General features: G+C 71.2%; 14 protein-coding genes. 5 read left to right on the top strand and 9 right to left on the bottom strand.

Annotated elements, in window-relative coordinates:
• Positions 1–127 precede the first annotated feature (127 nt).
• The gene (locus tag O7631_RS09445; RefSeq protein ID WP_278143905.1) at positions 128–3,424 is read left to right on the top strand and encodes a S8 family serine peptidase; all 3,297 of its coding nucleotides are present in this window, start codon (positions 128–130) and stop codon (positions 3,422–3,424) included.
• Positions 3,425–3,529: 105 nt separating this feature from the next.
• Here O7631_RS09445 and O7631_RS09440 read toward each other — a convergent pair whose 3' ends face one another.
• On the bottom strand, positions 3,530–3,973 hold the full coding sequence (locus O7631_RS09440) for a hypothetical protein (RefSeq protein ID WP_278143904.1): 444 nt from the start codon (positions 3,971–3,973) through the stop codon (positions 3,530–3,532).
• A gap of 40 nt (positions 3,974–4,013) precedes the next feature.
• Complete coding sequence (locus O7631_RS09435; protein ID WP_278143903.1) at positions 4,014–5,000, bottom strand: 4-hydroxy-3-methylbut-2-enyl diphosphate reductase; 987 nt, start codon at positions 4,998–5,000, stop codon at positions 4,014–4,016.
• A gap of 144 nt (positions 5,001–5,144) precedes the next feature.
• Here O7631_RS09435 and xseA point away from each other — a divergent pair, with 144 nt between their 5' ends.
• Together xseA and O7631_RS09425 are read left to right on the top strand one after the other, a co-directional pair.
• The gene (gene xseA / locus O7631_RS09430; RefSeq protein ID WP_278143902.1) at positions 5,145–6,374 is read left to right on the top strand and encodes an exodeoxyribonuclease VII large subunit; all 1,230 of its coding nucleotides are present in this window, start codon (positions 5,145–5,147) and stop codon (positions 6,372–6,374) included.
• 219 nt (positions 6,375–6,593) lie between these two features.
• Entirely contained in the window at positions 6,594–6,815 is a 222-nt protein-coding gene (locus O7631_RS09425) for an exodeoxyribonuclease VII small subunit (protein ID WP_269681128.1), read from the top strand.
• A gap of 160 nt (positions 6,816–6,975) precedes the next feature.
• On the opposite strand, the gene O7631_RS09420 is transcribed toward O7631_RS09425, so the two are convergent.
• The 3 genes from O7631_RS09420 to O7631_RS09410 are packed head-to-tail and all read right to left on the bottom strand — an operon-like array spanning position 6,976 to position 8,664.
• Positions 6,976–7,824, bottom strand: a complete 849-nt coding sequence (locus tag O7631_RS09420; protein ID WP_278143901.1) for a hypothetical protein — start codon at positions 7,822–7,824, stop codon at positions 6,976–6,978.
• An 18-nt stretch (positions 7,825–7,842) separates the two neighbouring features.
• Positions 7,843–7,974, bottom strand: coding sequence for a hypothetical protein (locus tag O7631_RS09415; protein ID WP_278143900.1), 132 nt, complete (start codon positions 7,972–7,974; stop codon positions 7,843–7,845).
• A 42-nt stretch (positions 7,975–8,016) separates the two neighbouring features.
• On the bottom strand, positions 8,017–8,664 hold the full coding sequence (locus O7631_RS09410) for a DUF4245 domain-containing protein (RefSeq protein ID WP_278143899.1): 648 nt from the start codon (positions 8,662–8,664) through the stop codon (positions 8,017–8,019).
• 159 nt (positions 8,665–8,823) lie between these two features.
• Between O7631_RS09410 and glpX the strand changes: the two genes are divergently transcribed.
• Both glpX and O7631_RS09400 read left to right on the top strand, forming a co-directional pair.
• The gene (gene glpX / locus O7631_RS09405) at positions 8,824–9,855 is read left to right on the top strand and encodes a class II fructose-bisphosphatase (protein ID WP_278143898.1); all 1,032 of its coding nucleotides are present in this window, start codon (positions 8,824–8,826) and stop codon (positions 9,853–9,855) included.
• Between the two features lie 29 nt (positions 9,856–9,884).
• Entirely contained in the window at positions 9,885–10,823 is a 939-nt protein-coding gene (locus tag O7631_RS09400) for a DMT family transporter (RefSeq protein WP_278147895.1), read from the top strand.
• A gap of 22 nt (positions 10,824–10,845) precedes the next feature.
• Here the strand turns inward: O7631_RS09400 and O7631_RS09395 are convergent, their stop codons facing one another.
• From O7631_RS09395 to O7631_RS09380, 4 genes are all read right to left on the bottom strand, one after another.
• Entirely contained in the window at positions 10,846–12,483 is a 1,638-nt protein-coding gene (locus tag O7631_RS09395) for a hypothetical protein (RefSeq protein ID WP_278143897.1), read from the bottom strand.
• Between the two features lie 65 nt (positions 12,484–12,548).
• Positions 12,549–13,517 carry an NAD(P)/FAD-dependent oxidoreductase gene (locus O7631_RS09390; protein ID WP_278143896.1) on the bottom strand — a complete coding sequence of 323 codons (969 nt, stop codon included), beginning with the start codon at positions 13,515–13,517 and terminating at the stop codon, positions 12,549–12,551.
• A 105-nt stretch (positions 13,518–13,622) separates the two neighbouring features.
• Positions 13,623–14,276, bottom strand: coding sequence for a rhomboid family intramembrane serine protease (locus O7631_RS09385; RefSeq protein WP_269681135.1), 654 nt, complete (start codon positions 14,274–14,276; stop codon positions 13,623–13,625).
• A gap of 113 nt (positions 14,277–14,389) precedes the next feature.
• On the bottom strand, positions 14,390–15,067 hold the full coding sequence (locus O7631_RS09380) for a lytic transglycosylase domain-containing protein (RefSeq protein ID WP_278143895.1): 678 nt from the start codon (positions 15,065–15,067) through the stop codon (positions 14,390–14,392).
• Between the last annotated feature and the right edge of the window lie 48 nt (positions 15,068–15,115).

Raw genomic sequence — 15,115 nt, 5'->3', positions numbered from 1 at the left:
TCCATGCATGTCACGAAGTGGTCACAAGGGACTGACCAGTAGTGACAGTGCTCATCGATACACCGAAAGATTTGCTCACCCATGCGCCCTTGTCCCTGAGGGCCCTGTTCTCTGGAGGAAAGAGAACGTGAGCAAACCCCGAGATCTGCGTCGGCGTACCTCCGCCGCGCTCTTCGCGTCGGTCCTGGCGGCTGGCGCCGTGACCGTCGTGGGTGGTGCCGCCACCGCGGCCGCCGCCCCCGTCACCACACCGGACGCTTCCCCGGCCACCGCCGCCGAGACGCTGGGCGCTCACGACGCCAAACTGCTCGGCGAGGCCAGAGCCAAGAAGGCCCCGACCGTCACCCTGATCGTCTCCACCGAGAAGGGCGAGGCGGCGGACGTCGCCGACAGCCTCACCAAGCTCGGCGGCACCGTCAGCCAGCGGCAGGACAAGGTCGGCTTCGTGCTGGCCAAGGTCCCGACCGACAAGGCCCTCGCGGCGGCGCGGTTGCCTGGTGTCTCGGCCGTCGACCTGGACGAGGTCATCCAACTGCCCGACCCGGCCGCGGAGAAGACCCCCACCGGCACCGCCGGCGCACGGCAGGCCGCTGTCGCGGCGCCGGGCGAGGCCACCAGGGCGGACAACCCGTACATGCCGACCAACGAGACGGGCGCCGTCAGGTTCACCGACGCCCACCCGGAGTGGGACGGCCGGGGCGTGACGATCGGCATCATGGACTCCGGTGTCGACCTGGCCCATCCGGCGTTGCAGCAGACCACCACCGGCGAGCGCAAGATCGTCGACTGGGTGACCGCGACCGACCCGCTGGAGGACCCGACGTGGCGGCGGATGCAGGCCGAGGTCACCGGCCCGTCGTTCACCATCGCGGGCGGCACCTGGACGGCACCTGCCGGCACGTACCGGTTCAACCTGTTCAGCGAGTCGGTCACGGCCGCCAGCGACGCCCGGGGTGACGTCAACCGCGACGGCGACACCACCGACACCTGGGGTGTGCTCTACGACCCGGCCACCAACAACATCTGGGTCGACGCCAACCAGAACCGCAACTTCACCGACGACCCCATGATGCGGCCGTACAAGGAGAAGTACGACATCGGCTACTTCGGCACCGACAACCCGGCTACAGCGGTCGCCGAGCGGCAGCCCTTCGTCGTCGAGTTCCGCAAGAACGTGAACACCGCGCCGATCGGCCTTCCGGGCCTCTGGGACTACGTCAACATCGGCATCGTCGAGAGCACCCACGGCACCCACGTCGCCGGCATCACCGCCGCCAACGACATGTTCGGCAACGACGTCTTCGACGGCGCGGCCCCGGGTGCCAAGCTGGTCTCCGCCCGCGCCTGCTCGTGGGGCGGCGGCTGTACCGCGGCGGCCCTCACCACCGGCATGATCGACCTGGTGGCCAACCGTGGGGTCGACATCGTCAACATGTCGATCGGCGGCCTTCCGGGCCTGAACGACGGCAACAACGCCCGGACGAACCTCTACAACGAACTGATCGAGACGTACGGCGTGCAGCTGGTGATTTCGGCCGGCAACTCCGGTCCGGGTCTCAACACCGTCGGCGATCCGTCCGTCGCCAGCAACGTGATCAGCGTCGCCGCCAGCATCAGCAAGGACACCTGGCTGGCCAACTACGGCTCGGTGGTGCGGAAGAAGAACGCCCTGTTCAACTTCTCCTCCCGTGGCCCGCGCGAGGACGGCGGGTTCAAGCCGAACATCGCCGCCCCCGGCTCGGCCATCTCCACCGCGCCGACCTGGCAGCTCGGGGCACCGGTTGCCGAGGCCGGCTACGCGCTGCCCCCGGGCTACGCGATGCTGAACGGCACCTCCATGGCGTCCCCGCAGACCGCCGGTGCCGGCGCGCTGCTGTTGTCGGCCGCCAAGGCCACCGACCGGGGCGTCAGCCCGGCCGCGCTGCGGCGCGCGCTGTTCACCTCGGCCAAGCCGATCGCTGACGTGCCGACGTACGCGCAGGGCTACGGCATGGTCAACGTGCCGGGCGCCTGGCAGCTCCTCCGTCAGGGCGTCGAGACCCGGTCGTACGTCTCCGACGCGGCGGTCTGCAGCCCGCTGGCCGACCAGCTGACCATCTGGAACGGCGTGAAGTTCGTGCCGAACCCGGGTCGGGGCACCGGCGTCTACAACCGTTGTGCCGCCTCCGACGGCGGTCACAAGGTCGGGCAGGGCAAGACCTACCCGGTCAAGATCACCCGTACCAGCGGCCCGGCCGGCACCATCAAACACGACGTCACGTTGCAGGGCGACGACGGCACGTTCAAGGCACCGAAGACCGTCGCGCTGCCGCTCAACAAGGCCGTCACCGTCAACGTGACCGCCAAGCCGACCGCAGAGGGCGCCCACGGCGCGATCATGCGGATCGACGACCCGGCCACGAACGTCGTCGACTTCGAGGTCTCCACAGTGGTGGTGGCCTCGAACGACGTGAAGAAGCCGACCTTCGCGTACGCCAACGAGGGCTCCGTCGACCGCAACGGCTTCACGTCGTACTTCGTGACGGTGCCGGAGGGCGCCAAGGCGCTTCAGGTGAACCTGTCCGGCATCGCCACCGATTCCCAGACCCGGTTCATCGCCATCAACCCGCTGGGCGTGCCGGTGGAGGCCACCACCAGCACCGTCTGCTACACCAACTTCTCCGACGTCAACGTCTGCAAGCCGCAGGAGCGGGACTACCAGAACCCGCTGCCCGGGGTCTGGGAGATCGAGGTGGAGTCGCGGCGGACCTCCCCGGCGCTGAACAACCCGTTCAAGCTCCAGGTGCGGGTGCAGGGCCTGGCGGTCGAGCCGGCGCTGGTCGAGCTGCCCAGCGTCGAGGCCGGTGAGCCGACCAACGTGAGCTGGGACGTGACGAACGTCTTCGGTCCGGTCTCGGTCAGCGGCCGTAGCGGCGCGTTGACCGGTGTGCGCACCGAGCGTCCGACCATCACCGAGGGCGGCCCCAACCAGGAGTGGACCGTCGAGATCCCGGCGGGCACGTCGACGTTCACCGCCCGGATCGGCAACCCCGCCAACGCGGGCGCCGACCTGGACCTGTTCGTCTACCGGGGTGACGTCGAGGTCGGCCGGGCCGCCGACGGCGACTCGGAGGAGGCGGTCACGCTGACCAACCCGCCCGCGGGCACCTACCGCGTGGTGGTGGAGCCGTACGGGGTCGACGGGCCGGGCACCAGCACCGCCTACGACTACTACGACGCGTTCGCGTCCGCGTCGCTGGGCACGATCACCGCCCCGGCGACCGCGGTGCCGCTGATGCACGGCGAGTCGACCACCATCACCGGCACGGTGACGGCGGTGGCCGTTCCGGCCGACGGGCGGCAGCTCTCCGGTGAGCTGGCGATCGTCACCACCGAGGGCGCGGTCGTCGGCCGCGGCACCGTTTCCATCGGCGCCGTGAACTGATCACTCCGTAACACCGGACAGGAGCCCGTCCCCGGATCCGGGGGCGGGCTCCTGTCCGTCAGAGCGAGGGGTTGCTGGTCGTTGCGCCGGCCGGCCCCGACGACGTCAGGACCGGTGGGCGGCCGACACGACGAACGGGGTGCCCTGCTGGCAGGTGGTCATCATGCCGGGCTCGACCCGACCGGTGACCTCGACCCGCGCGCCGGGCGTCAGCACGTCACGGGGACCGCCGAGCAGCAGGTAACCGTCGAGCAGTACGCAGCCGGGCTCCACGCCGCCCTGCACGGTGCCGCTCAGGGTGGTCGCGCCGACTCCCGGGGGTGTGCTGGGCCCGCCCGGCTTCGGGGCCCGTGGAGTCTTCGAGCCGGCGGGCGGAGTGGGATCGACAGTCGACGGCGAGGCGGTCGGGTCGGGCGTGGGCGGGCTGCTCACCGGCTGCGCTCCCGTCGGGGTCGGAGTGGGTGTGCCGCCTCCGGCGTCCTGGCTGCCGCAGGCGCTCAGCGCCACGCAGACGGCCAGCGCGGAGACGGCGAGCCGAAGAGTCCTCATGCCGGATTCGACGTACGCCGGGTCGGGTTCGTTCCCGCGTTCAGCCGCGAGCCGCGGCGGCCTTCATGTCCCGCTTCAGCTCCTGCGGAAGCGAGAACGTGAGCCGCTCGTTGGCGGTGGTGATCTCCTCGACGTCCCCGAAGCCCCGGGCGGCGAGGTGGGCCAGCACGTCCTGGACCAGGTCGTCCGGGACGCTCGCGCCCGAGGTCAGGCCGACCGTGGTGGCGCCCTCCAGCCAGGCGTCGTCGATCTCGTGGGCGAAGTCGACCAGGTGACCGGCACGGGCGCCCGCGTCCAGGGCGACCTCGACCAGGCGAACCGAGTTGGAGGAGTTGGTCGAGCCGACGACGATCACCACGTCGCAGTCGGCGGCGATCTCCTTGACCACGTGCTGCCGGTTGGAGGTGGCGTAGCAGATGTCGTCGCTGGGCGGGGACTGCAGCAGCGGCAGCCGCTGCTTGAGTCGGGCCACCGTCTCCAGCGTCTCGTCGACCGAGAGCGTGGTCTGGGAGAGCCAGACCACCTTCTCCGGATCACGGACGGTGACCTTGTCGGCGCCGTCCGGACCGTCCACCAGCTGGATGTGGGCGGGGGCCTCACCGGCGGTGCCGATGACCTCCTCGTGCCCCTCGTGACCGATGAGCAGGATGTCGTAGTCCTCGGCGGCGAACCGCTTCGCCTCGTGGTGCACCTTGGTGACCAGCGGGCAGGTCGCGTCGATCGCCTTCAGTGAACGGGCCTTGGCCTGCTCGTAGACCTCGGGAGCGACGCCGTGCGCGGAGAAGATGACTGTGGAACCCTCCGGCACCTCCTCGTTCTCCTCCACGAAGATGGCGCCCTGGGCCTCCAGGGTCTGCACGACGTGCTTGTTGTGCACGATCTGCTTGCGCACGTAGATCGGGGCACCGTAGAGCTTGAGCGCCTCCTCGACGGTCTGCACCGCGCGGTCGACGCCAGCGCAGTAACCGCGGGGCTTCGCCAGGAGCACGCGCTTGCCGGTCCGGGGGGTCGCCTCAGCCTCAGTCACCCGCCCATCCTACGTGCCGTCCCACTACCCGCCACCGGGCCGCGGCCCGCCACCCGGAGCCGGTGATCAAGATGTTTGCGTCAAAAACGCGCCCGAAGCTGACGCAAACCTCTTGATCACCGGGAGGGTCCGTAGGGTGGGCGGGTGACTGAGGGTGGACGGGTGGGCGGCGGGGCCAGCAGTGCCGAGGAGCCGTGGCCGGTGCGGGTGGTCAGCCAGAAGGTGGGGGCGTGGATCGCCAAGCTGGGCTGGGTATGGGTGGACGGGCAGGTCGCGCAGATCAGCCGTCGCCCCGGAGCCAGCACCGTGTTCCTCACCCTGCGTGACCCGTCGGCGGATCTGAGTCTGACCGTCACCACCAATCGGGACGTACTGGACGCCGGGGCGCCGGAGCTGCGTGAGGGTGCCCGCGTCGTGCTGCACGCCAAGCCGGAGTTCTACGCCGCCCGGGGCACACTGAGCCTGCGGGCCGACGAGATCCGCCAGGTGGGGCTCGGGGAGCTGCTGGCCCGGCTGGAGAAGCTCAAGAAGCTGCTCGCCGCCGAAGGGCTCTTCGACAGGGCTCGCAAGCGCCGACTGCCGTTCCTGCCCGGTCGGATCGGGCTCATCACCGGTCGCGCGTCGGCGGCCGAGCGCGACGTGCTGACCAACGCCCGGCGGCGTTGGCCCGCCGTGGAGTTCCGCACCGTCAACGTCGCCGTGCAGGGCCCGTCCGCGGTGCCCCAGATCGTGGACGCGCTCAAGGTGCTGGACGCCGACCCGACCATCGACGTGATCATCATCGCCCGGGGCGGTGGCGGCATCGAGGATCTGCTGCCGTTCTCCGACGAGGCGCTCTGCCGCGCGGTGTTCGGCTGCCGTACGCCGGTGGTCAGCGCGATCGGCCACGAAACCGACGCGCCGCTGATCGACTACGTCGCCGACGTCCGCGCCTCCACCCCGACCGACGCGGCCAAGCGGGTCGTCCCCGATCTCACCGAGGAGGTACGCCTCATCGGCCAGGCCCGGCACCGCCTCGAACGGGCGGTCCGCAACCTGGTGGACCGGGAGACGCACCGGCTCGACGGGCTGCGGTCCCGGCCGGTGCTGGCCCGACCGCAGGTCATGGTGGACCAACGGGCGACCGAGCTGACCGCCTTGCGTCAGCGGGCCGGCCGATGCCTGGAACACCGACTCTCCGCCGCCGACGACGACCTGCGGCACACGGTGGCGCGGCTGCGCGCGCTCTCCCCCGCCGCCACCCTCGACCGGGGGTACGCGATCGTGCAGCGCGCCGACGGCCACGTGGTCCGCGCGGCGGTGGAGGTCGGCAAGGGCGACCCTCTGCGGGTACGGCTGGCCGACGGCGAACTGGCCGCGACGGTGGACGGCTGAGCGCCCACCAGGTGGCAACGGGCGAGCGCCGCGAGCCGGTGGCAACGGCCGAGCGCCGCGAGCCGGTGCCGACGGCCAAGCGCCGACCCAGTCGGACGGGCGAGCGGGAACGCGACGGAACGACCGAGCAGTGACCCGACGGAGCAAGCGCGCGGCAGCGCGATGGAACCGGCTGTGGCGACACGGTGGCCCGGGGAGCGGTGTGTTGAGATGGATGCGATGACTGACGACACGAAGGCCGGGCCGGATGAGCGGCTCAGTTACGAGCAGGCCCGCGCCGAGCTGGCCTCGGTGGTGGAGCGGCTGGAGGCCGGTGGCACCTCGCTGGAGGAGTCCCTGGCGCTCTGGGAGCGTGGCGAGGCGCTGGCGGTGATCTGTCAACGCTGGCTGGACGGCGCGCGGGCACGGATCGACGCCGCCCGGCAGGAGCAGAATTCCTGACCGCCGGCTGGCGCTGGCTGCTTCGCCAAGATCCGCGCAACATCCGGGATGGTGGTGTCTCCCGCTGGTGGGAGGCAGCACTATCAGGGACGTTGCGCGGATCTTGGCCTTGGCGACCAGCGACCGGACGGGGCGGCCGGAGCCGCCCCATCCGCGTACGTCAGTTGAACAGCTTGTACAGCTCGGCCGGGGCCTCGACGACCTGGTCCGCCGGCGGCTTCTGCGCGGCGGTGGCGGCGCCGTAGTCGGAGTACGTCATCTTGATCTCCTGGGCGGCGGTCTGCCCGGCGGCCGGCAACTGCAGCACGAGCTCGCTGAGCCGACCCTGCGGGTCCACCTTCGCGGTGAACGGCACCGTCTTCGCCTGGGTGCCGAGCGCGGCGATCGTCGCGGCGTTCAGGGAACCGGCCTCGGCGGCCTTGGTGACGTCGATGGTGCCGGCGTACGCGCCGGTGCCGGTGCTGCGTACCTCGGTGATGCCCTGGGTCAGCACCGCGCTGCCCGCCGGGTCGACCTTGTCGAAGTCGAAGCCGAGGTTGCGGTTGCCCTTGATCCGGGCCTGGTCCAGGTGCTGGTACTTGCCGAGGTTGAGCTGCTTGATCTCGGGCAGGCTGTTGGCGCTCGCGCCGCTCAGCTCCAGCTTGACCCAGCTGTCCGGCTTGAAGTGGATCACGTCGAGCTTCATCGCCAGGTCGGACGAGGGGCCGCCGATGGCGATCTTCATCGCCGCGCTCTGGCTCGGCTGGTGCACCTGCCCCTCGACTGTCGAACCGACACCGGTGAGGGCGAAGCGGAAGTTGCCGGTGCTGATCTCCTTGGTGGAGTCGAGCAGTGCCTGCTTGGCGTCACCCGCGACCGGGGCTCCGGTCGGGCTCGCCGTGCCGGACGCCGTCACCGTCGGGGTCGCGGTCGAGCCGGCGGTGCCGGTGCCACCGCTGGCGCAGGCGGCCAGGGCGGGCGTGATCAATGCGGCGGCCACCAGGCCGGCGCCGAGTCGTCGGACAGTCATACGTGTCTCCCAAGAGGGTCACCCGACGACCTGGGCGGCGCCGGAAACCGGGCGACGCAGCAGCACCGTCGGCTGCGCCGCGCGACCCGGGCCGAGCAACGCGCCCGGGTCACCCTCTCTTTGTTCCCGCTTGACGCGTCGGACAATCACCCTTCTGTCCGGTTGCCCATTTTCGCTGCCCACCAGGGGCGGTCAGCGCAGCGAGCCCGCCAACTCGCGCAGTTCGTTGTCCCGGGCATCGCCGACGACGATCACCGTACGGTTCGGCTCCAGCAGCACCAGCGCCTGCTGGTTGTCCCGGGCCGTGTAGCGCTGCCAGTTGCGCCCGGCCAGCTCGGTGGGCCCCTGCGGCTGGGCCCGGTCGGTCAACTCGGCGGGGAGCAGTCGCTCCGCCGGCACGTTGCTCTGCAGGAGCTGGACTCCCCGCCCCTCCGGGGTTAGGTAGCCGAGCCGCAGGTTCGCGCCGCCCTCGACGGTCTGGTAGCGGGCGCTGACCGTCGACCAGTCGGAGCCGAGCCCCTCCGGTTGGCTCACCGGAAACACGTTCGCCGACCGGGCCTGTTCGATGGCCGGGGCCGGATCGACTGTGGTGGGCTGGTCACCACCGAGAAAGCCCCGGTAGAACGCCAGCAGCAGCGCGATCGGGACGAGCAGCACAAGCAGCGAGATCGCCATGTCCTTCGGCGAGCGCTCGGACTTGCCGGACGTCATCCGCGGCGGCGGCGTCGGATCGGTCGCGGCAGGCTCACCACCGGGGTCGGCGGGGACGTCGACCGGCGGCTGACCGTCGGGCGGCGTGCTGTCGGCGGGGGCGCGGTCGGCTGGCTGTGCGGGTTCCACCCCTCCATCTTCGCAGCAGCCCGACCGGCGGTATCCGGGCCATCACCGCCCCGCGCCGACGCCGGGTCGGCCATCGTGTGAGGATCAGCGACAAAGCCGACAGCGGGGACCGCCCCGCTACCGGTCGTCCCCGCACCGTCGCGAGGAGGAGCAACCGTCATGACGAACACCAGGACGCGGATCCCACAGGATCTCGACCGAAACCTCGCCCTCGACCTGGTACGGGTCACCGAGGCAGCGGCGATGGCCGCCGGCCGGTGGGTGGGTCGGGGCGACAAGGAGGGCGGCGACGGCGCCGCCGTCGATGCGATGCGCAAGCTGATCAACTCGATCCAGATGCGCGGCGTGGTGGTGATCGGCGAGGGCGAAAAGGACAACGCCCCGATGCTCTTCAACGGCGAGCACGTCGGCGACGGCACCGGCCCGGAGGTGGACGTCGCGGTCGACCCGGTCGACGGCACCACCCTGATGAGCAAGGGCATGCCGAACGCGGTGGCGGTGCTCGCCGTCTCCGAGCGGGGCGCAATGTTCGACCCCAGCGCCGTGTTCTACATGGAGAAGCTCGCCGTCGGTCCGGCGTACGCCGACGTGATCGACATCAACGCCGGCGTGGCCGAGAACGTGCGCCGGATCGCCAAGGTCAAGGGCACCGACGTCTCCGAGGTGACGGTCTGCGTGCTGGACCGCAGCCGCCACGACGACCTGGTCGCGCAGATCCGCCGAACGGGGGCGGGCATCCGGTTCATCTCCGACGGCGACATCGCCGGCACCATCGCCGCCGCCCGGGGCGAGTCGGACGTCGACGTGCTGATGGGCATCGGCGGCACCCCGGAGGGCATCATCTCCGCCTGCGCGCTGAAGTGCATGGGTGGCGCGATGCAGGCCAAGCTCTGGCCGCGCGACGAGCAGGAGCGGGAGAAGGCGATCGCCGCCGGGCACGACCTGGACCGGGTGCTCAGCACCGACGACCTGGTCACCGGTGACAACTGCTTCTTCGTGGCGACCGGAGTCACCTCCGGGGATCTGCTGCGCGGGGTGCGCTACCGGGCGGGTGGCGCGTACACCCAGTCGATCGTGATGCGCTCGAAGAGCGGCACCATCCGGGTGATCGACTCGTACCACCGGCTGGAGAAGTTGGCGCTCTACTCCGCGGTCGACTTCGACGGCCGCCCGTTGGCCGAGCAGGAGTGACGAACGCCGACACGGCGGCCCCGCAGGTCCTGTCGGCCACCCGCCGGATCACCGGTGTCGCGCTGGCATCGATCTCCGGGGTCGCGGTGGCGGTGCAGTCACGCATCAACGGCGAGCTGGGGGTACGCCTCGCCGACGGTTTCGCCGCCGCTGTGGTGTCCTTCGGCGTGGGCCTGGTGGTGCTCCTGGTGCTGGTGCCCGCCACTCCCGGCGGGCGGCGCGGCCTGGTCGCGTTGCGGCGTGCGCTCGCGAGCGGTGCGTTGCGGCCCTGGCAGTGCCTCGGCGGGATGTGCGGGGCGTTCCTGGTGGCCACCCAGGGCCTCACCATCGGTTCGCTGGGCGTGGCCGTCTTCACGGTGGCGGTGGTGGCCGGTCAGACCGGCAGCAGCCTCGCCGTGGACCGGGCGGGGATCGGGCCGACCGGCCGGCAGCCGGTCACCCGACAGCGGCTGGCCGGTGCGGTGCTCACCGTGCTGGCGGTCCTCCTGGCGGTCGGTGACCGGCTCGAAGACCCCGGCATGCTGGCGCTCGCCCTGCTGCCCCTGCTCGCCGGGGTGGCCATCGCCTGGCAGCAGGCGGTCAACGGACAGGTCCGGGCGGCGGCCGACAGCGCGTTGACCGCCACCCTGGTCAACTTCAGCGTCGGCACTGTCACCCTGCTCGTGGCGTTCGCGATCGACACCGCCGTACGCGGCTGGCCCACCGGGCACCTGCCCACCGAGCCGTGGCTCTACCTGGGCGGCCCGATCGGCATCGTGTTCATCGCGATCGCCGCCGCGATCGTGCGGTTCACCGGGGTGCTGCTGCTCGGCCTGGCCACCATCGCCGGGCAGATCGTGGGCGCGGTGCTGCTGGACGTGCTGCTGCCCACCGCGGCCTCGCACCCCGGCCTGAACACCCTGCTCGGGGCGGCTCTGACAATGGTGGCCGTGTTGGTCGCCGCGTTGGGGCCACCCGCCCGCCGCTGACCACCGACCGTCGGGGTCGGGGTCAGGGCGGCGGCACCCGCTGGTGCGGTTGGGCCGGGTACGGCGGGTAGGGCGGAGTGGGTAGGTAGTACGGCCTGTTCCGTCGGCCGCGCGGCAGGGTCCGGTCGACCAGCCCGGAGGTCCGGACGGCCAACAGCAGGCCCGGCACGGTGGCCAGCAGGGCCAACGACACCGCCCAGCGGGTCTGCGGCGGGTTGCCGTACAACCAGCTGATCAGCGGCACTCCGGTCAGGAGCACGGTGAGCACGAGGCCACCCAGCATCCAGCCAACCCAGCGTGCCGTCGCGCCCGCGTACCAGGCGCGGACGGCAAGGACGATGGCCGGCAGGATGCCCAGCGGCAGGAGGGCGAACAACACGAACGGCCCCGCGAGGAAGTCGTCGGACCGCTGCCAGAGAGCCGTCAACACGAGCCCCGCGAGCACCATCGGCAGGCTGCCGACGATCCCCCACGACTTTTCGCCGACGGCGCGGCGGATGGCCAGAGCACTGGCGACCAGGGTGACCGCCGCTCCGAGAGTCAACGCGAGCAGGACGGCGAGCAGCAGATCCATCTGCCGGTTGCCGGGGCTGCTGCCGTCCAGGCTGGGCGGATCCTCCCAGTGGATGGCGGGTCTGCCCTCCTCGAAGAGGAAGCCGTCTCGCTGCCATTCCCCGTTCGGCAGGCTGCGGAGGAACCCGTCCCGACCGTTGGCGACCAGCACCTCGTGGCCGCCACCGAGACGGGGATAGACGGTCAGCTCACGGGAGGCGAAGTGGCGACCGATGTCACCCGGGTTCGGTGACTGGCGGCCCAGCGCCTCGCGCTGCCCGTCCGGCACCTCCCAGGCCACCCGCCAGGTGACACCGGCGTCGTCGCTCCGCTCCACCCGCAGGTGCCCGGTGACCACCCGGTAGCAGCGGCGGGGTTGGTCGGGGGCGCAGGCCTGCCGACGCGGCGAGTCCTGATTGTTCAGCCGCTGCTTCTCGTCCTGGGTGGCTGCCCGCCAGGTCGCCGCGCCGCTGTCGCTGACCGCCCACTCTCCGTCCAGTGGACTGGTCGGCCAGTCCGACATGCTGTAGCCGCTGCCGACCGAGATCGCGGGCTTTCCGTCGAGCGTCGTGGCGCCCACGGCGTAGGGGTAGTAGACGGCGCTGGTGGCGGCCACGGCCAGCACCGCCGGCGGCAGCACCACGAGCATTCGGGCCAACCGCGCGGCCCGCTGCCGCACCGGCCGCTCGCGGGCCCGCGTCCAACTCCACCAGGCCAGTCCGAGGGCCGGCACTGTGAGCAGGTCGGTCCAGTCGGCCCGGACCAGCGACGGCCCGGCCAGCACCGTCCAGGCAGAGGAGGCCAGTTCGGCCGCGTACCCGCTGGATTTGACGACCGCGAACCCGGCGCCCACCGCGACCAGGCCGACCACCGCGGCGATCCGGGCCGGCAGCCGCGGCACCAGGAGGGTCAGCAGCACCGCGACCAGCGGCGGAGCGAGCACCAGCCCGGCGACGTCGCTCAGCTTGCCGGTCAGCAGCCCGGGAAAGGCAGGCTTCAACACGTGGTCGTTGACGACCAGCAGGACCAGGGCGAGCAGCGTGGTGGGGTGGCAGAGCCAGGACAGTGTCGTCGGTGCGCCGTCGTGCCGTGCCGCGAGACCGGTCATCCCCTCAGGGTCCGGTGAGCGCGTCTCGGTCCGGCTACGGACCGGTCTGCTTCCGGTACCGACGGTCAACCGGCGTCGGAGGAGTGCCCGGGGAAGAGGTGTGCGCTCGGGTCGATCGCCACGGCCGCGTTGTTGACGGCTGTCGCTGCCTCGCCGAAGCCGGTCGCGATCAGCCGGACCTTGCCCGGGTATTCGGTGATGTCACCCGCCGCGAAGACCCTCGGCAGGTTCGTCGCCATCGCGCTGTCCACCAGGATGTGCCGGCGGTCCAGGTGCAGCCCCCACTCGGCGAGAGGGCCCAGGTCGGCGGTGAAGCCGAGGGCCGCGACCACGACGTCCACCGGCAGGGTCTCGACCGCGCCGCCGCGCACCGTCACCTCGGCGCCGGTCAGCGTGCCGTCCCCGAGCAGCCGGCTGATCTCGGCGTTGACCACCACCCGCACCGGCAGCGACAGCACGCGGGCCACCGTCGAGGCGTGGGCCCGGAACTTCTCCCGCCGGTGCACCAGGGTCACCGAACGGGCCAACGGTTGCAGCGCCAGCGCCCAGTCGAAGGCCGAGTCGCCGCCACCGACGATCAGCACGTCCCGGTCGGCCAACGCGGCGGGATCGGTGACGAAGTAGACGATGCCCGTGCCGGGAGCGCCGTCGGCGCACGGCAGCGGCCGAGGGCTGAAGCTGCCGAGCCCGCCGGTGATCACGACCGCTCCGCACTGAAGCTGCTCGCCGCCCGCCAGGCCGAGCACCGGACGACCATCGGAGTACGCCAGTTTCTCCGCTCGGGTGCCGAGCAGGTACTGCGGACTGAACGGAGCTGCCTGGGCGACCAGGTTGGCCACCAGGTCGCGGCCCTTGACGGCGGGGAAACCGGCCACGTCGAGGATCAGCTTCTCCGGGTACATCGCGGTGACCTGACCGCCTGGCTCCGGCAGCGCGTCGATCACCGCCACCGACAGACCCCGGAACCCGGCGTAGTACGCGGCGAAGAGACCGGCCGGACCGGCCCCGATCACGGCGACATCGACCTCACGCATGGCGTACCGTCGCTTTCCGCTTACGGATCAACGCTTGCTGATCTCGACCGTAGGCGGACGGCGGCGGTCGGGCAAGGACGTCCCAGAGGCGCGCCGAGGAATCGGTCAGGGCAGGCTGAGCGTGGAGCCGGAGTAGTCCGGACCCTCGACGGTCGGCCGCCGTCGCCGGAACAGGATCGCCGCGACGACACCGCCGAGCAGCCCGAACAGGTGGCCCTGCCAGGAGATCCGCTCGTCGGTGGGGAGGATGCCGACCAGTTGCCAGCCGTAGAGCAGGCCGACCAGGAGGACGACGGCGAAGTTCCACCAGCTCCGTTCGACGATGCCCCGGGTGAGCAGGATGCCGAGGTAGCCGAAGATGACGCCGCTCGCGCCGACCACCACCGAGTTGGGCGAGCCGGTGAACCAGACGCCGAGACCGCTCACCAGGATGATGACGAGCGTCGACCACAGGAACCGGCGGGCTCCGGCGGCCAGGACGAACGTGCCCAGCAGGATCAGCGGGATGCTGTTGCTGTAGAGGTGGTCGAAGCCGTGGTGCAGGAACGGTGAGAAGAAGACACCGTCCAGCCCTTCGATGCGTTGCGGGATGATGCCGGCCGTGGCGTCCAGGCCGAACGCGAGGCCCTGGTCGGCGGCCTCGATGAGGAAGAGGAACGGGACCACCGCGCACATGGCGACGAAGGCCCGGCCGAGCGAGGCGTAGAACGACTCGGTGCCGAACCGGTAGGGGTCGTCACTTGACGGGTGCAGGGTCACGCTACAACTGCTATCAGCAAAAGCGGGCGACCGCCACTCGCGTCCCGTTCGAGCAGACCGGTGTACGGGCGACGGCGGGGCGGTGGCTTCCCACCCGCCCCGCCGTCGAACCGTCAGTAGCTGCCGTTGTTCTGGAAGTAGGTCCAGGCGCCGCAGGGCGTCTTGTACCTGCCCTTGATGTAGCTCAGCCCCCACTTGATCTGGGTGGCCGGGCTGGTCTGCCAGTCGGCGCCGAAGGCGCTCATCTTGTTGCCCGGGTACGCCTGCGGGATGCCGTACGCGCCGGAGGAGGAGTTGCGGGCCTTGTGGTTCCAGCCGCTCTCCTTGTTCCAGAGCTTCTCCAGGCAGGGGAACTCGGCGATGCCGAAGCCGCTGTCGATCATCAGCGCGCAGCCGATCTTCCGGTTGCCGCTGTACTCCTCGCAGGACGCGGGGATGGGCCCGTCGTACGGCTTCGCGGGTGCGTTGGCCGCGTCGCGCTCGCGCTTGCGGGACGCCGCGGCCGCCTCGGCCCGGCGGGCCCGCTCGGCGGCCTCCTTGGCGGCCTGTGCCGCGCGCAGCTTGGCCTGGTATTCGGCGGCCCGCTGCTGGGCGAACTTGACCTGGTTCGTGGCCTGCCGCTCGCGCTGGTACGCCAGATCGGCCCGGTCGACCTCGTGGCTGACCTGCTCGGCCAGGCCCTGTTGCTGGGTTTCCCGGTTTTCGCCCAGGTAGAAGCCACCGGCTACGCCCACGGAGAGCAGCGCCACGGCGGCCGTACGGGCACCCAACCGGCTCCACAGCCGACTCACGAAGTGGTCCCTTCGTCGGGGGCAAGGACGCGGCCCGATGCCGACCGC

Origin of the sequence: Micromonospora sp. WMMD967, assembly GCF_029626165.1 — a bacterium.
Classification (GTDB): Bacteria; Actinomycetota; Actinomycetes; order Mycobacteriales; family Micromonosporaceae; genus Micromonospora; species Micromonospora taraxaci.
The sequence above is the reverse complement of the archived record's forward strand: the minus strand, read 5'-3'. Positions and strand labels throughout refer to the sequence as shown.

Coding starts and splice junctions, on each gene's coding strand:
- O7631_RS09440 (WP_278143904.1), bottom strand. CDS start 3,973: ATGAGGACTCTTCGGCTCGCCGTCTCCGCGCTGGCCGTCTGCGTGGCG.
- O7631_RS09425 (WP_269681128.1), top strand. CDS start 6,594: ATGACTGACGACACGAAGGCCGGGCCGGATGAGCGGCTCAGTTACGAG.
- O7631_RS09420 (WP_278143901.1), bottom strand. CDS start 7,824: ATGACTGTCCGACGACTCGGCGCCGGCCTGGTGGCCGCCGCATTGATC.
- glpX (WP_278143898.1), top strand. CDS start 8,824: ATGACGAACACCAGGACGCGGATCCCACAGGATCTCGACCGAAACCTC.
- O7631_RS09395 (WP_278143897.1), bottom strand. CDS start 12,483: ATGACCGGTCTCGCGGCACGGCACGACGGCGCACCGACGACACTGTCC.
- O7631_RS09390 (WP_278143896.1), bottom strand. CDS start 13,517: ATGCGTGAGGTCGATGTCGCCGTGATCGGGGCCGGTCCGGCCGGTCTC.